Raw genomic sequence first — 16,086 nt, 5'->3', positions numbered from 1 at the left:
GTGGACGCCGGCTCACGCACGCGTCCACGCGATGCACGCCGCGTAGCCGGGCGCCGCGTCGAGCCACGCCGCGTCGAACGCCGCGACGCCGGCGGCGGGCGCGGCCGACTCGACGATCGTCGTCGCAGGGGTCGCGACATCGCGCGGCGGCACGACCGCGAACGCTCGCAACCCGCCGACGATGCCGGTGCCGAGCGCCTTGAGCAGCGCTTCCTTCGCCGCCCACACGCGCATGAACGCCGCCGCGCGCGCGGCGGGCGGCACGCTGTCGAGCCACGCAGCCTCGGCGGGCGCGCAGACTTCGCGTGTGAGCGCACGCCAGTCGGCCGCGCGGTCGCAGCACTCGATATCGACACCGACGCGGCCCGCGGGCGCCCACGCGAGCAATGCGTGATCGCCCGCATGCGACACGTTGAAATCGAGTGACGTCCGATGCGCGGGGGCCGGCGACGGCCGCCCCGATGCGTCGACGACGATCGCGACCGCATGCGGCGCGACACCGAGCGCCGCGCCGAGCACGTCGCGCAGCGCGGCACGCGTCGCGGCGCTGCGTACCGCATCCTCGTGACGCATGAAGCGCGCGGCGCGCGCGCGCTCGTCATCGCACAGCGCCGCATAGGCCGGCGACGCGAGCGGCACGCTCCAGTCGAAATCGATACGCACGGCCCGCACACCCGCGCGGACCGCGGCGGGCGGCACATCGAGCGCGTGCACGCGCCAAGCGCGTGCGGTATCGGCCGGAGAAGCGGAGTCGGACGGAATGGACATCGGTGCGCAGCAGCCTGTGCCGTGAAAGGAAACGCCCGATGTTAATCGATCGCGCCGGCGCACGAACCGGCCCGTGTGCGACTCGCCGCGGCCGCATCGAATCGGGGCGGCTTCATGTGCCGCATGCGAAGGCCGCGCGCGGCAGCACGCCATGCCCGCGACGCATCGTGCAGCCGCCGCGCCTCACCCGTTCGCGGCGACACCCGGCACGCCGCTGCCCGCCCCTCGCCCGCGCGACGCCGGGTGAAGCGCATGCACGTGGCCCGGCGCATCGGCCGGCAGCACGCCGTGCTGCAGCCAGTACAACGCGAGCGGCCACAGCGTGTCGGTGAAGCGGCTGTGGAAAAACGCGAAATGGCCGATCGCATCGACGCCGATGTCGGCCGGCGCGATCCGCAGATGCGTGACGTCGCTGCCCGTGTAGTAGCCGACCAGCCGCTCGATCGCCTCGACCGTGCCGAACCCGTCGTCGTCGAGGCCGATCGCGAGCATCGGCGCCGACAGTCCCGCGAAGCGGATGGGCAACGCGGCGCGGCTTGCGGCGGGTTCGGCGAGCAGGCCGCGCGTATAACCATCCTCGAAGCGCGCCTGCGAGCGCACCCACGACAACGCGACGCCGCGCGGCGTGTCCTCCATCCAGCCGAGCCGCTTCGCGGGCACGTAGCCGAACACGGCCGCGAGCAGCGGCATCGCAACATGCCACTTCCACCACATGCGCCGCCGTTCGGCCGGCAGGTAATCGCGCCAGTACGCGTACTGCGCGCCGACCGTCACCGCGTGCCGCACGTGTGCGTTCGATGCCGCGAGCCCGAGCGCGAACCCGCCGATGCTGTGCGCGACCACGTCGATCGGCTGGCCCGGAAACGCGTCGCGCGCATACCGCAGCGCGGCGTCGCAATCGAGCCGCCCCCAGTCGAGCCAGTTCGCGCGCAGCTTCGCGAGCTGCGCCGGGCGCGACCCGCCGATGCCGCGATAGTCGTAGACGAGCACGTCGCGCCCCTGTGAGAACAACCAGGCCGCGAAACGAAAGTAGTAGTCGCAACGCACCGATGTCGCGCAATTGATGACCGTCACGGGCCGCGCGGCGCTGCCGCCGCGATGGCGCCATACATGGCCGCGCAATTCGTAGCCGTCGGCCGCGCGCAGCGTCACGGGCTCGGGCGGCAATGCGCCTGCCGCACGGCTGCCCTGCGTCGTCCCGCTGCTTTCGTTCGAAATCGTCATCGAGTCTCCTGTCGGTCCGAGTTAGCGCTTTAGCGCTTACTCGGACCCCATGCTTCGCGGTCGGTCCGAGTTGCCGCTTCAGCGCTTACCCGAACCCCATGCCTCGCGGTCAGCCCCGCGCTCCCCGCGCCAGCCTCCATTGAACTTGACGCGCCCCGCGTTCTCAACCAATCTTGCTGCTCCGTTCGCATGAGTCACGCGCATGTCAACGCCACTCGTCCGTCTCCCGTCGCTCGACCTCGTCCGCGGTTTCGTCGCCGTCGGCCGCCGCATGAGCATCACGCTCGCCGCGCAGGATCTGTGCGTCACGCAATCGGCGGTCAGCCGCCAGGTGCACGCGCTCGAAGCGCATCTCGGCGTCGCGCTGCTGCAGCGCGGCTACCGGAAGATCGCGTTCACGCCGGAAGGCGAGCGGCTGTTTCGCGTCGCCGATGCGGCCCTGCACGGCCTGCAGGACACCGTCGCGTCGCTCGCCGCCGCACGCGAGCGCCAGCCCGTCACGATCACCGCGAGCATCGGCGTCACCGCGCTGTGGTTGCTGCCGCGGCTCGGGCGGCTGCAGGCGCGCCTGCCGGAGATCGACCTGCGCGTCGCCGCGAACGACAAGGTACTCGATTTGCGCGCCGAAGGCATCGACCTCGGCATCCGCTATTGCCCGCGCGAGCGCGCGCCGGCCGGCGCGCTGCACCTGTTCGACGAGATCGTCGTGCCGGTCGCCCATCCCGCGCTCGCCGCGCGGCCCGTCACGAACGCGGCCGCGATCGCCGACCACGTCCTGCTCGAATTCGACGGGCCGCCGCAGCCGCAACTGCAATGGCGCACGCACCTGCTCGCGGCCGGGCTCGGCGACGCGCGCCCGAAAGGCGTGCTGCGCTTCAACCAGTACGACCAGGTGATCCAGGCCGCGATCGCGGGCCAGGGCGTCGCGCTCGGGCGGCTCGCGCTCGTCGCGCCGATGCTCGCGGACGGGCGGCTCGCGGTGCTCGGGCCGCACACGCAGGCGCTGTCGGAGGCTTACGGCTACTGGCTGTTCCAGCACGATCCGGCACCGCGCCGCGAAGTCGCCGAAGTCCGCGACTGGATGCTCGCCGAAGCAGCCGAATGCGATATCGCGATGCGTGCGCACGATACGGCGTCGGCATAGGCCGGAGCCGAAGCCAGTTCAGCGAATGCCGCCGGCCGCGGCCGGGCCTGCCCGCCCGATCCCGCGCGCCCTTCGTCGCATTCCCCACACGCATGCCAACCTGACCGAATGATCGCTTGAGCGTCGACGGGCCCGATCGTCTAATCGGATCGAGCGCGGCCGTTTTGCCGCGCCCCCTTCCGGAGACACGCATGACCCCGATCGAGCAGGAAGTCCGCCGCCGCTGGCTGCCCGTACTGGCCGGCGGCCTGATCATGGGCGCCGCGCTCGGCATCCGCCACGTGCAGGGCCTGTTCCTCGCGCCGGTGTCGCTCGACCACGGCTGGTCGCGCGAAGCGTTCGGGCTCGCGCTGGCGCTGCAGAACCTGATCTGGGGCGTCGCACAGCCGTTCACGGGCATGATCGCCGATCGTTTCGGGTCGCTGCGCGTGATCGTCGCCGGGATGCTGCTCTATGCGGCCGGGCTCGTCACGATGGCGCATGCGGCGACGACCGGCATGTTCACGGTCGGTGCCGGGCTCGTGATCGGCATCGCGTTGTCGGGCTCGGCGTTCGCATCGATCTATGGCGCACTGAGCCGCCTGTTTCCGCCCGACCGGCGCGGCTGGGCGCTCGGCGTCGCAGGCGCGATCGGCGGGCTCGGCCAGTTCTGCATGGTGCCCGTCGCGCAGGAACTGATCGGCGGCATCGGCTGGCGGCATGCGTTCATCGCACTGGCGCTCGTCGCGGTGGTGCTCGCGCCGCTCGCCGTGCTGCTGCGCGACCGGCCCGCGCAGGTTGCCGGCGCCGCCGCCGGCCCCGACCAGTCGATCGGCGAAGCCGTGCGCGAGGCGTTCGCGCATCGCGGCTTCTGGCTGCTGAACGCGGGCTTCTTCGCGTGCGGCTTCCAGCTCGCCTTCATCGCGACGCATCTTCCCGCGTACCTGCTGGATCACGGGCTGCCGGCGCGCCACGCGAGCGTCGCGCTCGCGCTGATCGCGCTGACCAACGTGGCCGGCACCTATGCGTGCGGCCATCTCGGCGGGCTGCTGCGGCGCAAGTACGTGCTGTCGGTGCTGTACCTCGTGCGTGCGCTCACGATGGCCGTATTCGTCGCCGCGCCGCTGTCGCCCGCGAGCGTCTACGTGTTCGCGGCCGTCATGGGGTTCACGTGGCTCGGCACCGTGCCGCTGACGAACGGCGTGATCTCGCAGGTGTTCGGCGTGCGCTACATCGCGACGCTGTTCGGCTTCGTGTTCTTCGGGCACCAGCTCGGCAGCTTCTTCGGTGTCTGGCTCGGTGCGCGCGTGTACGACGCGACGCATTCGTACATGCCGCTGTGGATCGGCTCGATCGCGCTCGGCGTACTCGCGGCGCTGCTGCACCTGCCGATCAACGACGCGCGCGTCGCGCGTCCGGCAGCGGGTAACGCGGCGTGGGCATGATCCGCGCGGCACTGGCCGCCGGCACGCTCGCGTTCGTCGCGTGGTGCGGCGCGGCCTACTTCGATTCGGGCGTCGCGTACGCGCTGCTCGAACACGCCGCGTTCTGCAATTGACGCGGCAACCCGGAGCGGGCGGTCAGCGGCGCTTCGGCAATGCAGCCAGCGCATCGAGCGCGCGGGCACGCGCGGCCGCATGCTCGACGAGCGGTTCCGGATAGTCGACGCCGAGCCGCACGCCTGCCGCTTCGAGCTCCAGCGGCGAGGCCTCCCACGGCGCGTGGATCGATGCGGCGTCGAGGCCGGTCAGCTCGGGCACCCAGCGCCGCACGTACGCACCGTCCGGGTCGAACTTCCGCCCCTGCGCGACCGGATTGAAGATGCGGAAATACGGCGCCGCGTCGGCACCGCAGCCGGCCACCCACTGCCAGCTCGCCGCGTTGTTCGCGGGATCGGCGTCGACCAGCGTGTCCCAGAACCACGTTTCGCCCGCGCGCCAGTCGATCAGCAGATGCTTGATCAGGAACGACGCGACGACCATCCGCACGCGGTTGTGCATCCAGCCGGTCGTCCACAGTTCGCGCAGGCCCGCATCGACGAGCGGATAGCCGGTCAGCCCGCGCTGCCACGCGCGCAGCGCGGCGGGATCGTCGCGCCACGGCATCGCATCGAACTGCGCGCGGAAGTTGTCGGTCGCGAGTGCCGGAAAGTGGTACAGCAGCGCGTAGCTGAATTCACGCCAGCCGAGTTCGCTCAGGAACTTGTCGGCGCCCGCCGCGCATGCCGCGCCGCCGGCCTGCGCGGCGCCCTGCACCGCGTGCCACACCTGTCGCGGCGACACGTTGCCGAAGCGCAGGAACGGCGACAGCCGGCTCGTCGCGGGCCGGTCGGGACGGTCGCGCGCATCCGCGTAATCGGCGAGCGACGTCGTCAGAAACGCGTCGAGCTGCGCGTGCGCGCCGCCTTCGTCGGGCGCGGGCCACGCGTCGCGCAGGCCGCCGGCCCAATCCGGCGCCGGCGGACGCAACGCCAGCGCATCGAGCGCCAGCGCGCGGTCGCTCACGGCCTTCGGCCAGCGATGAAACCCGATCCGTTCGGGCTCGGGCAGCGGCGCGGCCACCGCGCGATCGCGGCGCGCCGCGCGCCAGTACGCGGTGAACACCTGGTACGGCCCGCCGCTGCCCGTCAGCACCTCCCACGGCTCGTTCAACAGGCTGCCGTTGCTGCTCTCGACCGTGACGCCGCGCGCCTTGAGCGACGCCTTCAGCGCCGCGTCGGCGTCGCGCTGCGGTTGCGCGTAACGACGGTTCCAGTACACCGCTTGCGCACCCGTGTCGTGCACGACGCGTTCGATCTCGCGCGGCGCGTCGCCGCGCAACAGCAGCAGGCGTCCGCCATGACGCGCAAGCGCCGCGTCGAGGCCGGCCAGCGACCCGTGCAGCCACCAGCGCGCCGCGCCGCCGGGCGCGCGCCCGGCGCCGGCGCCCGTGTCGTCGACGAATACGCATACGAGCGGCCGGCCCGACGCCACCGCGCGCGTCAGCGCGGGCTGGTCGGTCACGCGCAGATCGTCGCGGAACCAGACGATCGCGGGAGCAACGGACGACTTGGCGGGCACGGGCACCTCGATGACGAAAGCGGGAAGAGACGCGTATTGTCGCGGCTGCGCCGCGCGGTGTCGACGTTCGGCGCGCCGGCGGACCGACGACGGTCACGGCCGTCGCGCCCGCCTGCCGCCCCCGGTGAAACGCCTTAGTCCATTCCGACGATTCTTCGCCGCATGCGCCGGCCTACGCTCGATGTCGGGTACGCCGCGCGGCACGTGCCGGCCGCTACCGGCACCGCGCGTCCCGCCCCTGCCACGCGCGCCGGCCGATGCCGGCGCGGACCTTTCCGACTGCTGCGGCGCCCGGCCGGGCGCGCGGCCTCACCCGCTACTCACCCGCTACTCACCTGATACTCACCCGATACGCCACCATGACCAAACCCTCGAATCTCGTCACCTCGATCACCGTCGACATCGACGCACCGGCCTCCGTCGTCTGGGAAGTGCTGACCGACTTCCCGTGCTACGGCGAATGGAACACGTTCTGCGTCGGCTTCGAAACGACCGGCAGGCTCGGCGATTTCGTGCACATGCAGGTGCGCATTCCCGGCACGGAAACCGTGATTCCCGTCGACGAGATCCTCGTCGCGTGCGAACCGGAACGCCTGCTGTCGTGGGAGCAGCGCCCGACCGACGACAACAAGGACGCCGCGCGCCGCGACCAGTACATCGACGCGATCGGCGCGGAACGCTGCCGTTATTTCACGACCGACCAGTTCCTCGGCATCAACGCGGACGCGATCATGCAGAACCACGGTGCGTGGGTGAAACAGGGTTTCGACCAGTGCGCGCGCGACGTGAAGCGGCGCGCCGAAGCGCTCCATGCGGCACGCCGGCGCAACGGCGCCTGACCGGGAGCCGCCGATGCCCGATCTGCAAACGCTGTCCGACCATCACGACATCCGCGAACTGATCGTCGCGTATTCGACCGCGATCGACACGCGCGACTTCGACGCGCTCGACGCGGTGTTCACGCCCGACGCGGCGATCGACTATCGCGCGATGGGCGGTATCGCAGGCCGTTATCCGGAAGTGAAGGCGTGGCTGCGCACCGTGCTGCCGCGGTTTCCGCAGTACCAGCACCTGGTCGGCAACCTGTCGATCCGGCTCGACGGCGACACCGCGCGCGGCCGCACGATCTGCTTCAATCCGATGGAAGTCGCGCTGCCGGACGGCGGCACGCAGGTGATGTTTCTCGGGCTGTGGTACGTCGACCGGTTCGCGCGTACCGCGCTCGGCTGGCGCATCGCCGAGCGTGTCGAGGCGCGCTGCTACGGCCACAACGTGCCGGCCGTGCTCGCGGGCGCGACCGGTTGATCGCGCCGCAACCCGGCGCACGCGAGGCGCACGCGTCGCGGGCCGTCGCATCAATCGAGCCGGAACGCCGCCTCGAACCGCTCGGCGAACGCGTCGAACTCGGTTTCCGGCAGGTGATTGATGCCGCCCGCGCGCTTGCGCCCGCCGCCGGTCGGAAAGCCGCGACAGAACTCGTCGGCGCCGAGCGGCCGGCCGTCGGGCACGCGCACGCTGACGACGAGCCCGCCGTCCGCGCGCGGCGACAGCACCGCGAGCGCCGCATGCGGCGCGTTGCGCATTCGCTCGTTCGCGAGCATGCCCGTCGCGCGCCGCGCCCATGGATGATCGGGCATCCGGACCAGCGTCGCGCCGGGCACCTCGCGCAGCGGCGCGAGTGCGCACGCCCGTGCCATGTCGTCGCGGTAGCCGTCGCGCAGCGCGGCGAACACGGCGGTCTCGCGCACGAACTCGAGCGGGTCGACGCACGGCAGCATCGCATCGGCAAGTGCCGCCGGGTCGAAATGCAGATCGCCGACACACTCGCCGTACGCGTTGTAGTTCAGGTAGAGGCCCAGTTCGGCGAGCGTGTCGCGCGCCGCGTCGTCGATCCCGTGTTCGCGCGCGAGCGCGTCGCCGAGCGCCGGCAGCTCGTCGCCGAATGCCGCGACGATCGCCCAGCGCACGTGCCGGCCGCCGAGATAACGGTTCACGATCGCGCTCGTGCAGACGTCGGCCGCCGTGTCGATATGCGCGTCGAAGCGCGGATCGTCGGGCAGCTCGCCCGCGAAGTGATGGTCGAAATAGCGGACCGTCGCGCCTGCGCGCAGCAGCCGCGCGCAGGCATCGCGATTCTGGTCGTGCGACACGTCGAGCACGGTGACGATGTCGCCCGCGCGCGCATCGATCCGCTCGAGCAGCTTGATGTCGCGCTTTACGCCGGTCACGAGCGTGCCGCGCACGCCCTCCGCGAGCCGCAGTTGCTGAAGCGCGCACAGGCCGTCCGCGTCGCCGTTGAACGCAAGGAAGTGTCGTTCGTCGTGGTTGTCCTGCATGATCCTTTGCTCCGTCGTCAGGGCATGAAATCGCCGCCATTTGCGTCGAGCGTCGCGCCCGTCACCGCGTTCGCGTAGTCCGACGCGAGGAACAGCGCCGCGCGCGCGCAATCGTCGTCGGTCGGCAGCTTCGCGAGCGCGATGTTCGACGCGACCGGCGCGATGACCTGCTCTTCCGTCATCCCGTATTCGGCCGCCGCCTGCCGGAAATACGTCCGGGTCGGCACGCCCCACATCCACCCCATGTGGATGCTGTTCGCGCGAATGCCGTGCACGCCGAGTTCGCGCGCCAGGTATTTTGCCGCAACGGCGAGCGCCCCCTTCGATACAGCGTAGCCGCCTTCCCCTGCAAACGGCTTGCGGGTCGCCTGCGTGTTGATCATCACGATCGCACCGCGCTTGTGCCGCTTCATGTGCGGCACGACTTCCTGCGTAAGCGCCATCGTGCCGAACACGTTGGTGTCGAACACCGCGCGCCAGCCGTCGAGGTCGGCGTCCTCCACCGGTTCGGGAAACCTGCCGTGCACGAATGCGCTGTTCACGAGCGCATCGATCCGGCCGAAGCGCTCGACGGCCTGCGTCGCGAGCTGCCGGCATTGTGCGCGGTCGGTGATGTCGGTCTTCACCTTCAGCACGTCGCAATCGACGCCGAGTGCACGGATCCGCGTTTCGGCGTCGTCGAGCTTTTCCGTCGTGCGCGCCGCGACGACCACGCCGCACGCGCCCTCGCGCGCGGCCTCGACGGCGAGCTTCACGCCGAGCCCCGGCCCGATCCCGGAAATCACGACGATCTTGTCCTTCAGCAACATGGCTTGTCTCCTGGTTGTCGTTGGTCTCGCGAGCCGGGCCGTCAGCCGGCCGCCCGCAGGTGCCGCGCGCGATACGCGGCGAAGTCGCGCGCGAGCTGCGCATCGGTGAAGCCGAAGCGCGCGATCGAATAGTCGTGCGCGGCACGCTTGTCGCGGCCGTTGCGCGCCATCCAGTCGGTCATCGCCGTGCGCCGCCGCGCATCGAGCGGCAGGCCGGCAAACGCGTACACGGCCTCGGCCACGCCGAGCGGATTCGACACCGTGTCCTCGAAACGCACGTCGAGGAAGCGGCCGGCCGGCAGCGCGTCGCGCGCGGCCATTGCGGCACCGATCGCGCGGGCCATCCCCGCGTTCCACTGCGCGCCGACGGCAAGCGGATCGGGATCGTCCGCATACATCTGCCACAGCGTGTGCGCCATGCTGGCCATCGACGGAATCGTCTGCGCCGGGTCGCGGTGCGTGAGCACGACCTGCGCGCGCGGGAACACGCGGCACAGCACGTCGAGCGCATGCAGGTGCTGCGGCGTCTTCAGCAGCCAGCGCGCGGCCGGCGCGACCCCGCGCTGTGCCTTCTGCCATTGCAGGAACTGCAGCATCCGCTTCAGGTACGTATAGACCGGCGTGAGATCCTGCCGCGCGAGCCACGCCGTATAGCGCGGCACGTTCGCGTACGAATCCATCGCGCACACGAACGAGTGTTCCATCAGCATGAACTCCTCGTCGGCGAGCATCGCATCGAGCGGATGAATCGTCAGGATCTGCGGAATGCAGTCGATCATCGTCGCGACTTCGGCCTGCGCGCGGGCGATGCGCACCGCCGGCTCGGCCAGCGTCTCTCCCGCGAGCGGCGCCGGGTAGCGGGTTTCCCACCACGCGGCAGTATGGAAGCGCGGATCGACGGCCAGCAGCCGCTGCAACAGCGTCGTACCCGTGCGCGGCAGGCCGACGATCACGAGCGGATCGTCGATCGCGATGTCCGCGATCTCCGGATGGCGCCGGAAGTAATCCTCGACGACCAGCCGGTTCACGAGTTGCCCGACGAGCTTCTCGCGCATCATCGCCGCGCCGCGTTCGGACAGCTTCGCTTCGTCGATCAGCGACGCGCACATCACGTCGAGCGCCTCGCGATACGGTCCGTCGCCGAACGCGGTGACCCCGCCCGTGCGCGACACGGCCTCGGCGATCAGTCCGTCGGCGTCGAGCCGCGTGCGGATCAGGTCGATCGGCGCGTTCATGCGGCCTCCTTCAGCGCGGCGAGCTTCACGACCCGCGTGCGCGGATGCACCGGCTGCGCGGCGCCGACCCAGCGCCAGCAGATCGTGCCGGTGCGATGCCCGGCCGTATCGAGCCAGTTCGCGTCGCCCGGCCGCGCGGCCGCGACGACCACCGTCACGCCACCGTCCGCATTCCGTCGCGCGCCGTGCTTGTTCACGCAGATATCGAAGTGCCGGTAGTCGAGCGACTCCATCCAGTAGTTGTTGAGCTGCACGTTCCAGAAATCGCAGTCGGGCACCGTGTCGACGTCGATCACGAGCGCCTCGTCGTCGGCCAGTTCCCAGCACGAGTGGTAGTAGTAGATGTTCGGGTCGCCGCCGACCGACTGGCACAGCGCCTGGTCGGCGGGCGGCAGCGCGTTCACGTGCGACCGGTAGCCCGCGGCCCAGTCGGCGAACAGCTTCGCCGTCTGCTCGACGAACTGCGCGGCGCGCGTGAGGCCGCCCTGCAACGCGAGCGGATCGAGCGGCGCCGGGCGATCGTGCGCGCCGATGCGTTCGATCTTCAGTTGCGCGGGCGTCTCCGCGCGCCGGTCGAGGAATGTCTGTCGCACCAGCAACGCATTGGTGCCCGGCTCCATGCGTACCCAGTTGCCCGCGCGCGGTGTGCCGCCGAGCACGATCTCGAAGCTGCCGTCCGGTGCGATCTCGAGCTGCTTCGCATCGAGAAAGCCCGTCTGCAGCATCTTGCCGTCGGTCTCGTAGCCGCCCTTCTGCGTGCCGAAGCTCAGGTAGGCCACCGTGCCGCGCCGCCCCGTCACGCGGTATTCGCAACGGCCGTCGAGCCGCGCGTACTGGTACAGGTTGTCGGGATTGTCGGCGCCGATCTTCGCGGTCTCGTGCGACGGCGAGAAAAAGCCGGGCCACGCGCCGTCCGCGAATTCGACGTGCATTTCGAGCGCGATACGCATCAGCCGGCTCAGGTAACGGAAGCCTTCCGCGCGTGTCAGCGGATCGTCCGGCGCCTCGGCGCGCAGGATCTGCTCGCCGCTGCGTTTCAGGGTGTCGCAGAAATCGGCCCAGGTCTGGCCCGAAAGCAATTGCGTGGCACGTGTGTCGTCCGTCATGTGTCGTCTCCGCCGATGGTCGAGCGCTCACCTTAAGCGCCGCCGTCGCGCACCTCTTCGTCCGGGTGGACTAAGGAAAGATCCGCTCCACCGCCGTGCCGCGGTTTAGTCCACCCGGACGAAGAGCGGCATGCCGCTCGCTCGATACCGTTGGCGTCATGCACGAAACGCCGCACATGTCGCGCGGCGCCGGCATGAAACAAGGAGACGAACGATGTTGACCCACTTGGAGCGACTGGAGGCCGAAAGCATCCACATCATGCGCGAGGTGGTCGCCGAGAGCGAGAACCCGGTGATGCTGTATTCGATCGGCAAGGACAGCTCGGTCATGCTGCATCTCGCGATGAAGGCGTTCTACCCGGCGAAGCCGCCCTTTCCGCTGCTGCACGTCGATACGACGTGGAAATTCCGCGAGATGATTGCGTTTCGCGACGAGACGGCCGCGCGCCTCGGCCTCGACCTGCGCGTGCACGTGAACCCCGACGGCATCGCGAACGACATCAATCCGTTCACGCACGGCTCGGCCATGCACACCGACGTGTGGAAGACCCAGGGGCTCAAGCAGGCGCTCGATCATTACGGCTTCGATGCCGCGTTCGGTGGCGCGCGCCGCGACGAGGAGAAATCGCGCGCGAAAGAACGCATCGTGTCGCTGCGCTCCGAGCAGCACCGCTGGGACCCGAAGCGCCAGCGCCCCGAACTCTGGTCGCTGTACAACGCGCGCAAGCGCAAGGGCGAAAGCCTGCGCGTGTTCCCGATCTCGAACTGGACCGAACTCGACATCTGGCAGTACATCCAGCTTCACGACATCCCGATCGTGCCGCTCTACTTCGCGAAGGAACGGCCCGTCGTCGAACGCGACGGCGCGCTGATCATGGCCGACGACGAACGCCTGCCGCTGCGCCACGGCGAAGCGCCGCAGATGCGCAAGGTGCGCTTTCGCACGCTCGGCTGCTATCCGCTGACAGGCGCGATCGACAGCGATGCGAGCTCGCTCGACGACATCCTTCGGGAAATGCGCGAGACGCGCACGTCGGAACGACAAGGACGCCTGATCGACAGCGATTCGGCCGGCTCGATGGAAAAGAAGAAACAGGAGGGATATTTCTGATGGCACACGTTCTCACCGCGCCCGAGGCGCCCACGCACGCAACGCCCAACATGCACGCCGACGATGCGCAGATGAAGGACCTGCTGCGCTTCATCACGTGCGGCAGCGTCGACGACGGCAAGAGCACGCTGATCGGCCGCCTGCTCTACGAATCGAACATGCTGTTCGACGACCAGCTCACGCAGCTCGAAGCCGATTCGAAGAAAGTCGGCACGCAGGGCGGCGAGCTCGATTTCGCGCTGCTCGTCGACGGCCTGTCGGCCGAGCGCGAGCAAGGGATCACGATCGACGTCGCGTACCGCTTCTTCGCGACCGCGCGCCGCAAGTTCATCGTCGCCGACACGCCCGGCCACGAGCAGTACACGCGCAACATGATCACCGGCGCGTCGACCGCCGAGCTCGCCGTGATCCTGATCGACGCGCGCAAGGGCGTGCTCACGCAGACGCGCCGTCATAGCCATCTCGTCGCGCTGATCGGCATCAGGCGCGTGGTGCTCGCGATCAACAAGATGGACCTGGTCGATTACGACCGGGCCGTGTTCGAGCGCATCGACGCCGACTATCGCGCGTTCGCGGCCGAGCTCGGGCTGGCGGAGATCGTCAGCATCCCGATGTCGGCGCTGCGCGGCGACAACGTGATCGCGCCGGGCACGCGGATGCCGTGGTACGCGGGCCCGACGCTGATGCAGCATCTCGACACGCTGCCGCTCGCCGCGCGCGTGACGCGCGACGAGCCGTTCCGGCTGCCGGTGCAGTGGGTCAACCGCCCGCACCTGAATTTCCGCGGCTACGCGGGCAGCATCGCATCGGGCGAGATCCGCGTCGGCGAGCGCGTGCGCGTGCTGCCGTCCGGCAAGGAGAGCCGCGTCGCGTCGGTGATCACGCAACGCGGCGAAAGCGACATCGCGCGCGCCGGCGACGCGGTGACGCTCACGCTCGCCGACGAGATCGACATCAGCCGCGGCGACATGATCGCGCGCGCGGATGCGCCGCCCGAGGTGGCCGACCAGTTCGAGGCGACGCTCGTGTGGATGCACGACGCGCCGCTGCTGCCCGGCCGCCCGTATCTCGTGAAACTCGGCACGCAGACGGTCGGCGCGACCTGCGCGACGCCGAAGTACAAGGTCGACGTGAACACGCGCGAGCATCTCGCGGCGCGCACGCTCGCGCTCAACGAAATCGGCGTGTGCAACCTGAGCTTCGACCGGCCCGTGGCGTTCGATCCGTACGACCGCAACCGCCACACGGGCGGCTTCATCGTGATCGACCGCTTCACCAACGACACGGTCGGTGCCGGGATGCTGCACTTCGCACTGCGCCGCGCGCACAACGTGCACTGGCAGGCCGTCGACGTCGACCGCGCCGCGCGTGCCGCGCAGAAGGCGCAGACGCCGCGCATCGTGTGGCTGACGGGGCTGTCGGGCGCCGGCAAGTCGACGATCGCGAACCTCGTCGAGAAGCGGCTGCACGTGCTCGGCAAGCACACGTACCTGCTCGACGGCGACAACGTGCGGCACGGGCTCAATCGCGATCTCGGCTTCACCGAAGCCGATCGCGTGGAGAACATCCGGCGCGTCGCCGAAGTCGCGCGGCTGATGCTCGACGCGGGGCTCATCACGCTCGTGTCGTTCATCTCGCCGTTCCGCTCGGAACGCGAGATGGCGCGTGCGCTCGCCGGCCCCGACGAGTTCGTCGAGGTGTTCGTCGACACGCCGCTCGCGGTTGCCGAGGAGCGCGACCCGAAGGGCCTGTACAAGAAGGCGCGGCGCGGCGAGCTGAAGCATTTCACGGGCATCGATTCGCCGTACGAGCCGCCCGCGCGACCCGAACTGCGCGTCGATACGGTCGCCGAGTCCCCCGACGAAGCGGCCGGGCGCATCGTCGCTTACCTGCTGCGCGAGCGCGCGGCGTAGGCGCCGCAGGCGGGCAGCCCGGCGGTTGCCCGCCGGCCCGCCCGGGCGCGCCGCCTCCTCCGTTCGGATGACGCGGGCCGCCGGGCGGCCGGTATGCTGGCTCGGGAACCCTTCACCCCGATCCAGGAGAACACGAGCATGCCCATCGCGCTGGCACCCGGCGATCCGGCCGCGCACGACGGCTTCGACGACGCCGCGTGGACGGCGCGCGAACTCAGCGCGTGGCTCGGGCTCGTCTATCAGGGCCCGTCGGAAGCGACCCCGTGGGCCGGCTTCCTCGAAGCGGTCCGCGTGCGGCTCGACGCGCGCTTCACGACACTGGTGCTGCGCAACCCGGGCGGCACGCGGCACGGGCTCATCATCAACGCGTCGGCGCACGGCCCGCTGCTGCCCGGCGAGCCGTCGTACAGCGAGCAGTTCTATGCGCTGTGCCCGTTTCTCGATCAGCCGCCCGGCCAGGTCTTCACGGCCGACCGGCTGTTCGGCGAAACCGCGTGGCGCGCGCACGATTTCTACCGGCAGTACCTGCAGCCGCTCGACCTGCGCTACATCCTCGGCGCGAACCTGCGCGGCGAACGCGGCGTCGAATGCGCGTTCTTCGTGAGCCGCGCGCACGGCGGGCGGGACTTCGACGCGGCCGAACGCGCGCAGGTCGCGACGCTGCTGCCGCACCTGCAGCGGGCAGTCGAGCTGCACGCGGCGTTCGACGTGCTCGACGCCGAACGCGCGCTGTACGCGGGCACCGTCGACCGGCTCGATGTCGGCACCGCGATCGTCGACGAGGACGGCCGCGTGATCAAGCGCAACCGCATCGCCGAGCGGCTGATCGAGCAGCAGGACGGGCTGTGCGTGCGCCACGAGCGGCTCCACGCATCGTGCCCGCTCGACGAGCGCCGGCTGCAGAAGGCATTGCAGGCCGCGCTCGAGCATTTCCGCGCGGGCGCGCTCGCCCGCATCGAAGCCACCACGCTGTCGCGCCCCGGCGGCGCGATGCCGTTGAGCGTGCTGCTGCGCCCGCTCGCGCCCTACCGCGGCGCCGAGGACCGCCGGCACCGGCCGGCCGTTGCGGTGTTCGTGCGCGATCCCGTGTCGTCGCCGCAGACGTCGCGCGACATGCTGCACCGGCTGTTCCGGCTCACGCCGATGGAAACCGAAATCGCACTGCTGCTCGTCGACGGGCTGACGCTCGACGAGGCCGCCGCCGCGACCGGCATCACGAAGAACACCGCGCGTGCGCACCTGCGCGGCATCTTCGCGAAAACGGGCGCAACGCGGCAGGCCGTGCTCGTGAAGACGCTGCTCAACAGCGTCGTTTCGATGGCGTAGCCGCCGCGAGGGCAGCCGCCGGACGGGTTGCCTAGGAGATGCACCACGCGCGCGGATCGCCACCGGGTATCCCGGC

The 16,086-nt window shown here is 70.3% G+C and carries 14 protein-coding genes; 7 read left to right on the top strand and 7 right to left on the bottom strand.

Annotated features, from left to right (window positions below):
• Positions 1–12: 12 nt before the first annotated feature.
• On the bottom strand, positions 13–768 hold the full coding sequence (locus ABIC51_RS39480; RefSeq protein ID WP_175901703.1) for a 4'-phosphopantetheinyl transferase family protein: 756 nt from the start codon (positions 766–768) through the stop codon (positions 13–15).
• 183 nt (positions 769–951) lie between these two features.
• Positions 952–1,992 carry an alpha/beta hydrolase family protein gene (locus ABIC51_RS39475; protein ID WP_175901701.1) on the bottom strand — a complete coding sequence of 347 codons (1,041 nt, stop codon included), beginning with the start codon at positions 1,990–1,992 and terminating at the stop codon, positions 952–954.
• A gap of 202 nt (positions 1,993–2,194) precedes the next feature.
• On the opposite strand from ABIC51_RS39475, the gene ABIC51_RS39470 reads away from it, so the two are divergent.
• Together ABIC51_RS39470 and ABIC51_RS39465 are read left to right on the top strand one after the other, a co-directional pair.
• Positions 2,195–3,136, top strand: a complete 942-nt coding sequence (locus ABIC51_RS39470) for a LysR substrate-binding domain-containing protein (RefSeq protein ID WP_175901699.1) — start codon at positions 2,195–2,197, stop codon at positions 3,134–3,136.
• Between the two features lie 191 nt (positions 3,137–3,327).
• Positions 3,328–4,560 carry an MFS transporter gene (locus ABIC51_RS39465; protein ID WP_175901697.1) on the top strand — a complete coding sequence of 411 codons (1,233 nt, stop codon included), beginning with the start codon at positions 3,328–3,330 and terminating at the stop codon, positions 4,558–4,560.
• A gap of 135 nt (positions 4,561–4,695) precedes the next feature.
• Here the strand turns inward: ABIC51_RS39465 and ABIC51_RS39460 are convergent, their stop codons facing one another.
• Positions 4,696–6,174 carry a cryptochrome/photolyase family protein gene (locus ABIC51_RS39460; protein ID WP_175901695.1) on the bottom strand — a complete coding sequence of 493 codons (1,479 nt, stop codon included), beginning with the start codon at positions 6,172–6,174 and terminating at the stop codon, positions 4,696–4,698.
• A gap of 359 nt (positions 6,175–6,533) precedes the next feature.
• Between ABIC51_RS39460 and ABIC51_RS39455 the strand changes: the two genes are divergently transcribed.
• Together ABIC51_RS39455 and ABIC51_RS39450 are read left to right on the top strand one after the other, a co-directional pair.
• Positions 6,534–7,013 (top strand): SRPBCC domain-containing protein, encoded by a 480-nt coding sequence (locus tag ABIC51_RS39455; RefSeq protein ID WP_175901692.1) that lies wholly within the window; start codon positions 6,534–6,536, stop codon positions 7,011–7,013.
• Positions 7,014–7,026: 13 nt separating this feature from the next.
• On the top strand, positions 7,027–7,479 hold the full coding sequence (locus tag ABIC51_RS39450; protein WP_175901690.1) for a nuclear transport factor 2 family protein: 453 nt from the start codon (positions 7,027–7,029) through the stop codon (positions 7,477–7,479).
• A 50-nt stretch (positions 7,480–7,529) separates the two neighbouring features.
• Here ABIC51_RS39450 and ABIC51_RS39445 read toward each other — a convergent pair whose 3' ends face one another.
• The 4 genes from ABIC51_RS39445 to ABIC51_RS39430 are packed head-to-tail and all read right to left on the bottom strand — an operon-like array spanning position 7,530 to position 11,660.
• Complete coding sequence (locus ABIC51_RS39445) at positions 7,530–8,510, bottom strand: acetyltransferase (protein WP_175852525.1); 981 nt, start codon at positions 8,508–8,510, stop codon at positions 7,530–7,532.
• Positions 8,511–8,527: 17 nt separating this feature from the next.
• Positions 8,528–9,319, bottom strand: coding sequence for an SDR family oxidoreductase (locus tag ABIC51_RS39440; protein ID WP_021162436.1), 792 nt, complete (start codon positions 9,317–9,319; stop codon positions 8,528–8,530).
• Positions 9,320–9,360: 41 nt separating this feature from the next.
• Complete coding sequence (locus tag ABIC51_RS39435; RefSeq protein WP_175901688.1) at positions 9,361–10,554, bottom strand: sulfotransferase family protein; 1,194 nt, start codon at positions 10,552–10,554, stop codon at positions 9,361–9,363.
• The gene (locus ABIC51_RS39430) at positions 10,551–11,660 is read right to left on the bottom strand and encodes a DUF1214 domain-containing protein (RefSeq protein ID WP_175901686.1); all 1,110 of its coding nucleotides are present in this window, start codon (positions 11,658–11,660) and stop codon (positions 10,551–10,553) included. Before ABIC51_RS39430 ends, ABIC51_RS39435 begins: the two co-directional genes overlap by 4 nt.
• A gap of 130 nt (positions 11,661–11,790) precedes the next feature.
• Between ABIC51_RS39430 and cysD the strand changes: the two genes are divergently transcribed.
• The 3 genes from cysD to ABIC51_RS39415 all read left to right on the top strand — a co-directional run bounded on the left by cysD (position 11,791) and on the right by ABIC51_RS39415 (position 16,010).
• The gene (cysD, locus tag ABIC51_RS39425; RefSeq protein ID WP_226129810.1) at positions 11,791–12,771 is read left to right on the top strand and encodes a sulfate adenylyltransferase subunit CysD; all 981 of its coding nucleotides are present in this window, start codon (positions 11,791–11,793) and stop codon (positions 12,769–12,771) included.
• A complete protein-coding gene (gene cysN, locus ABIC51_RS39420; protein WP_175901682.1) occupies positions 12,771–14,684 on the top strand; it encodes a sulfate adenylyltransferase subunit CysN in 1,914 nt (637 codons plus the stop codon). The genes cysD and cysN overlap by 1 nt, the downstream gene beginning before the upstream one ends.
• Positions 14,685–14,822: 138 nt before the next feature.
• The gene (locus tag ABIC51_RS39415; protein WP_124547036.1) at positions 14,823–16,010 is read left to right on the top strand and encodes a helix-turn-helix transcriptional regulator; all 1,188 of its coding nucleotides are present in this window, start codon (positions 14,823–14,825) and stop codon (positions 16,008–16,010) included.
• Positions 16,011–16,086 lie beyond the last annotated feature (76 nt).

Source organism: Burkholderia sp. 572, from assembly GCF_040545135.1.
In the GTDB taxonomy this organism is placed as follows: domain Bacteria; phylum Pseudomonadota; class Gammaproteobacteria; order Burkholderiales; family Burkholderiaceae; genus Burkholderia; species Burkholderia cepacia.
Note: the sequence above shows the minus strand (reverse complement) of the source record. Positions and strands in the feature narration are given on the sequence as shown.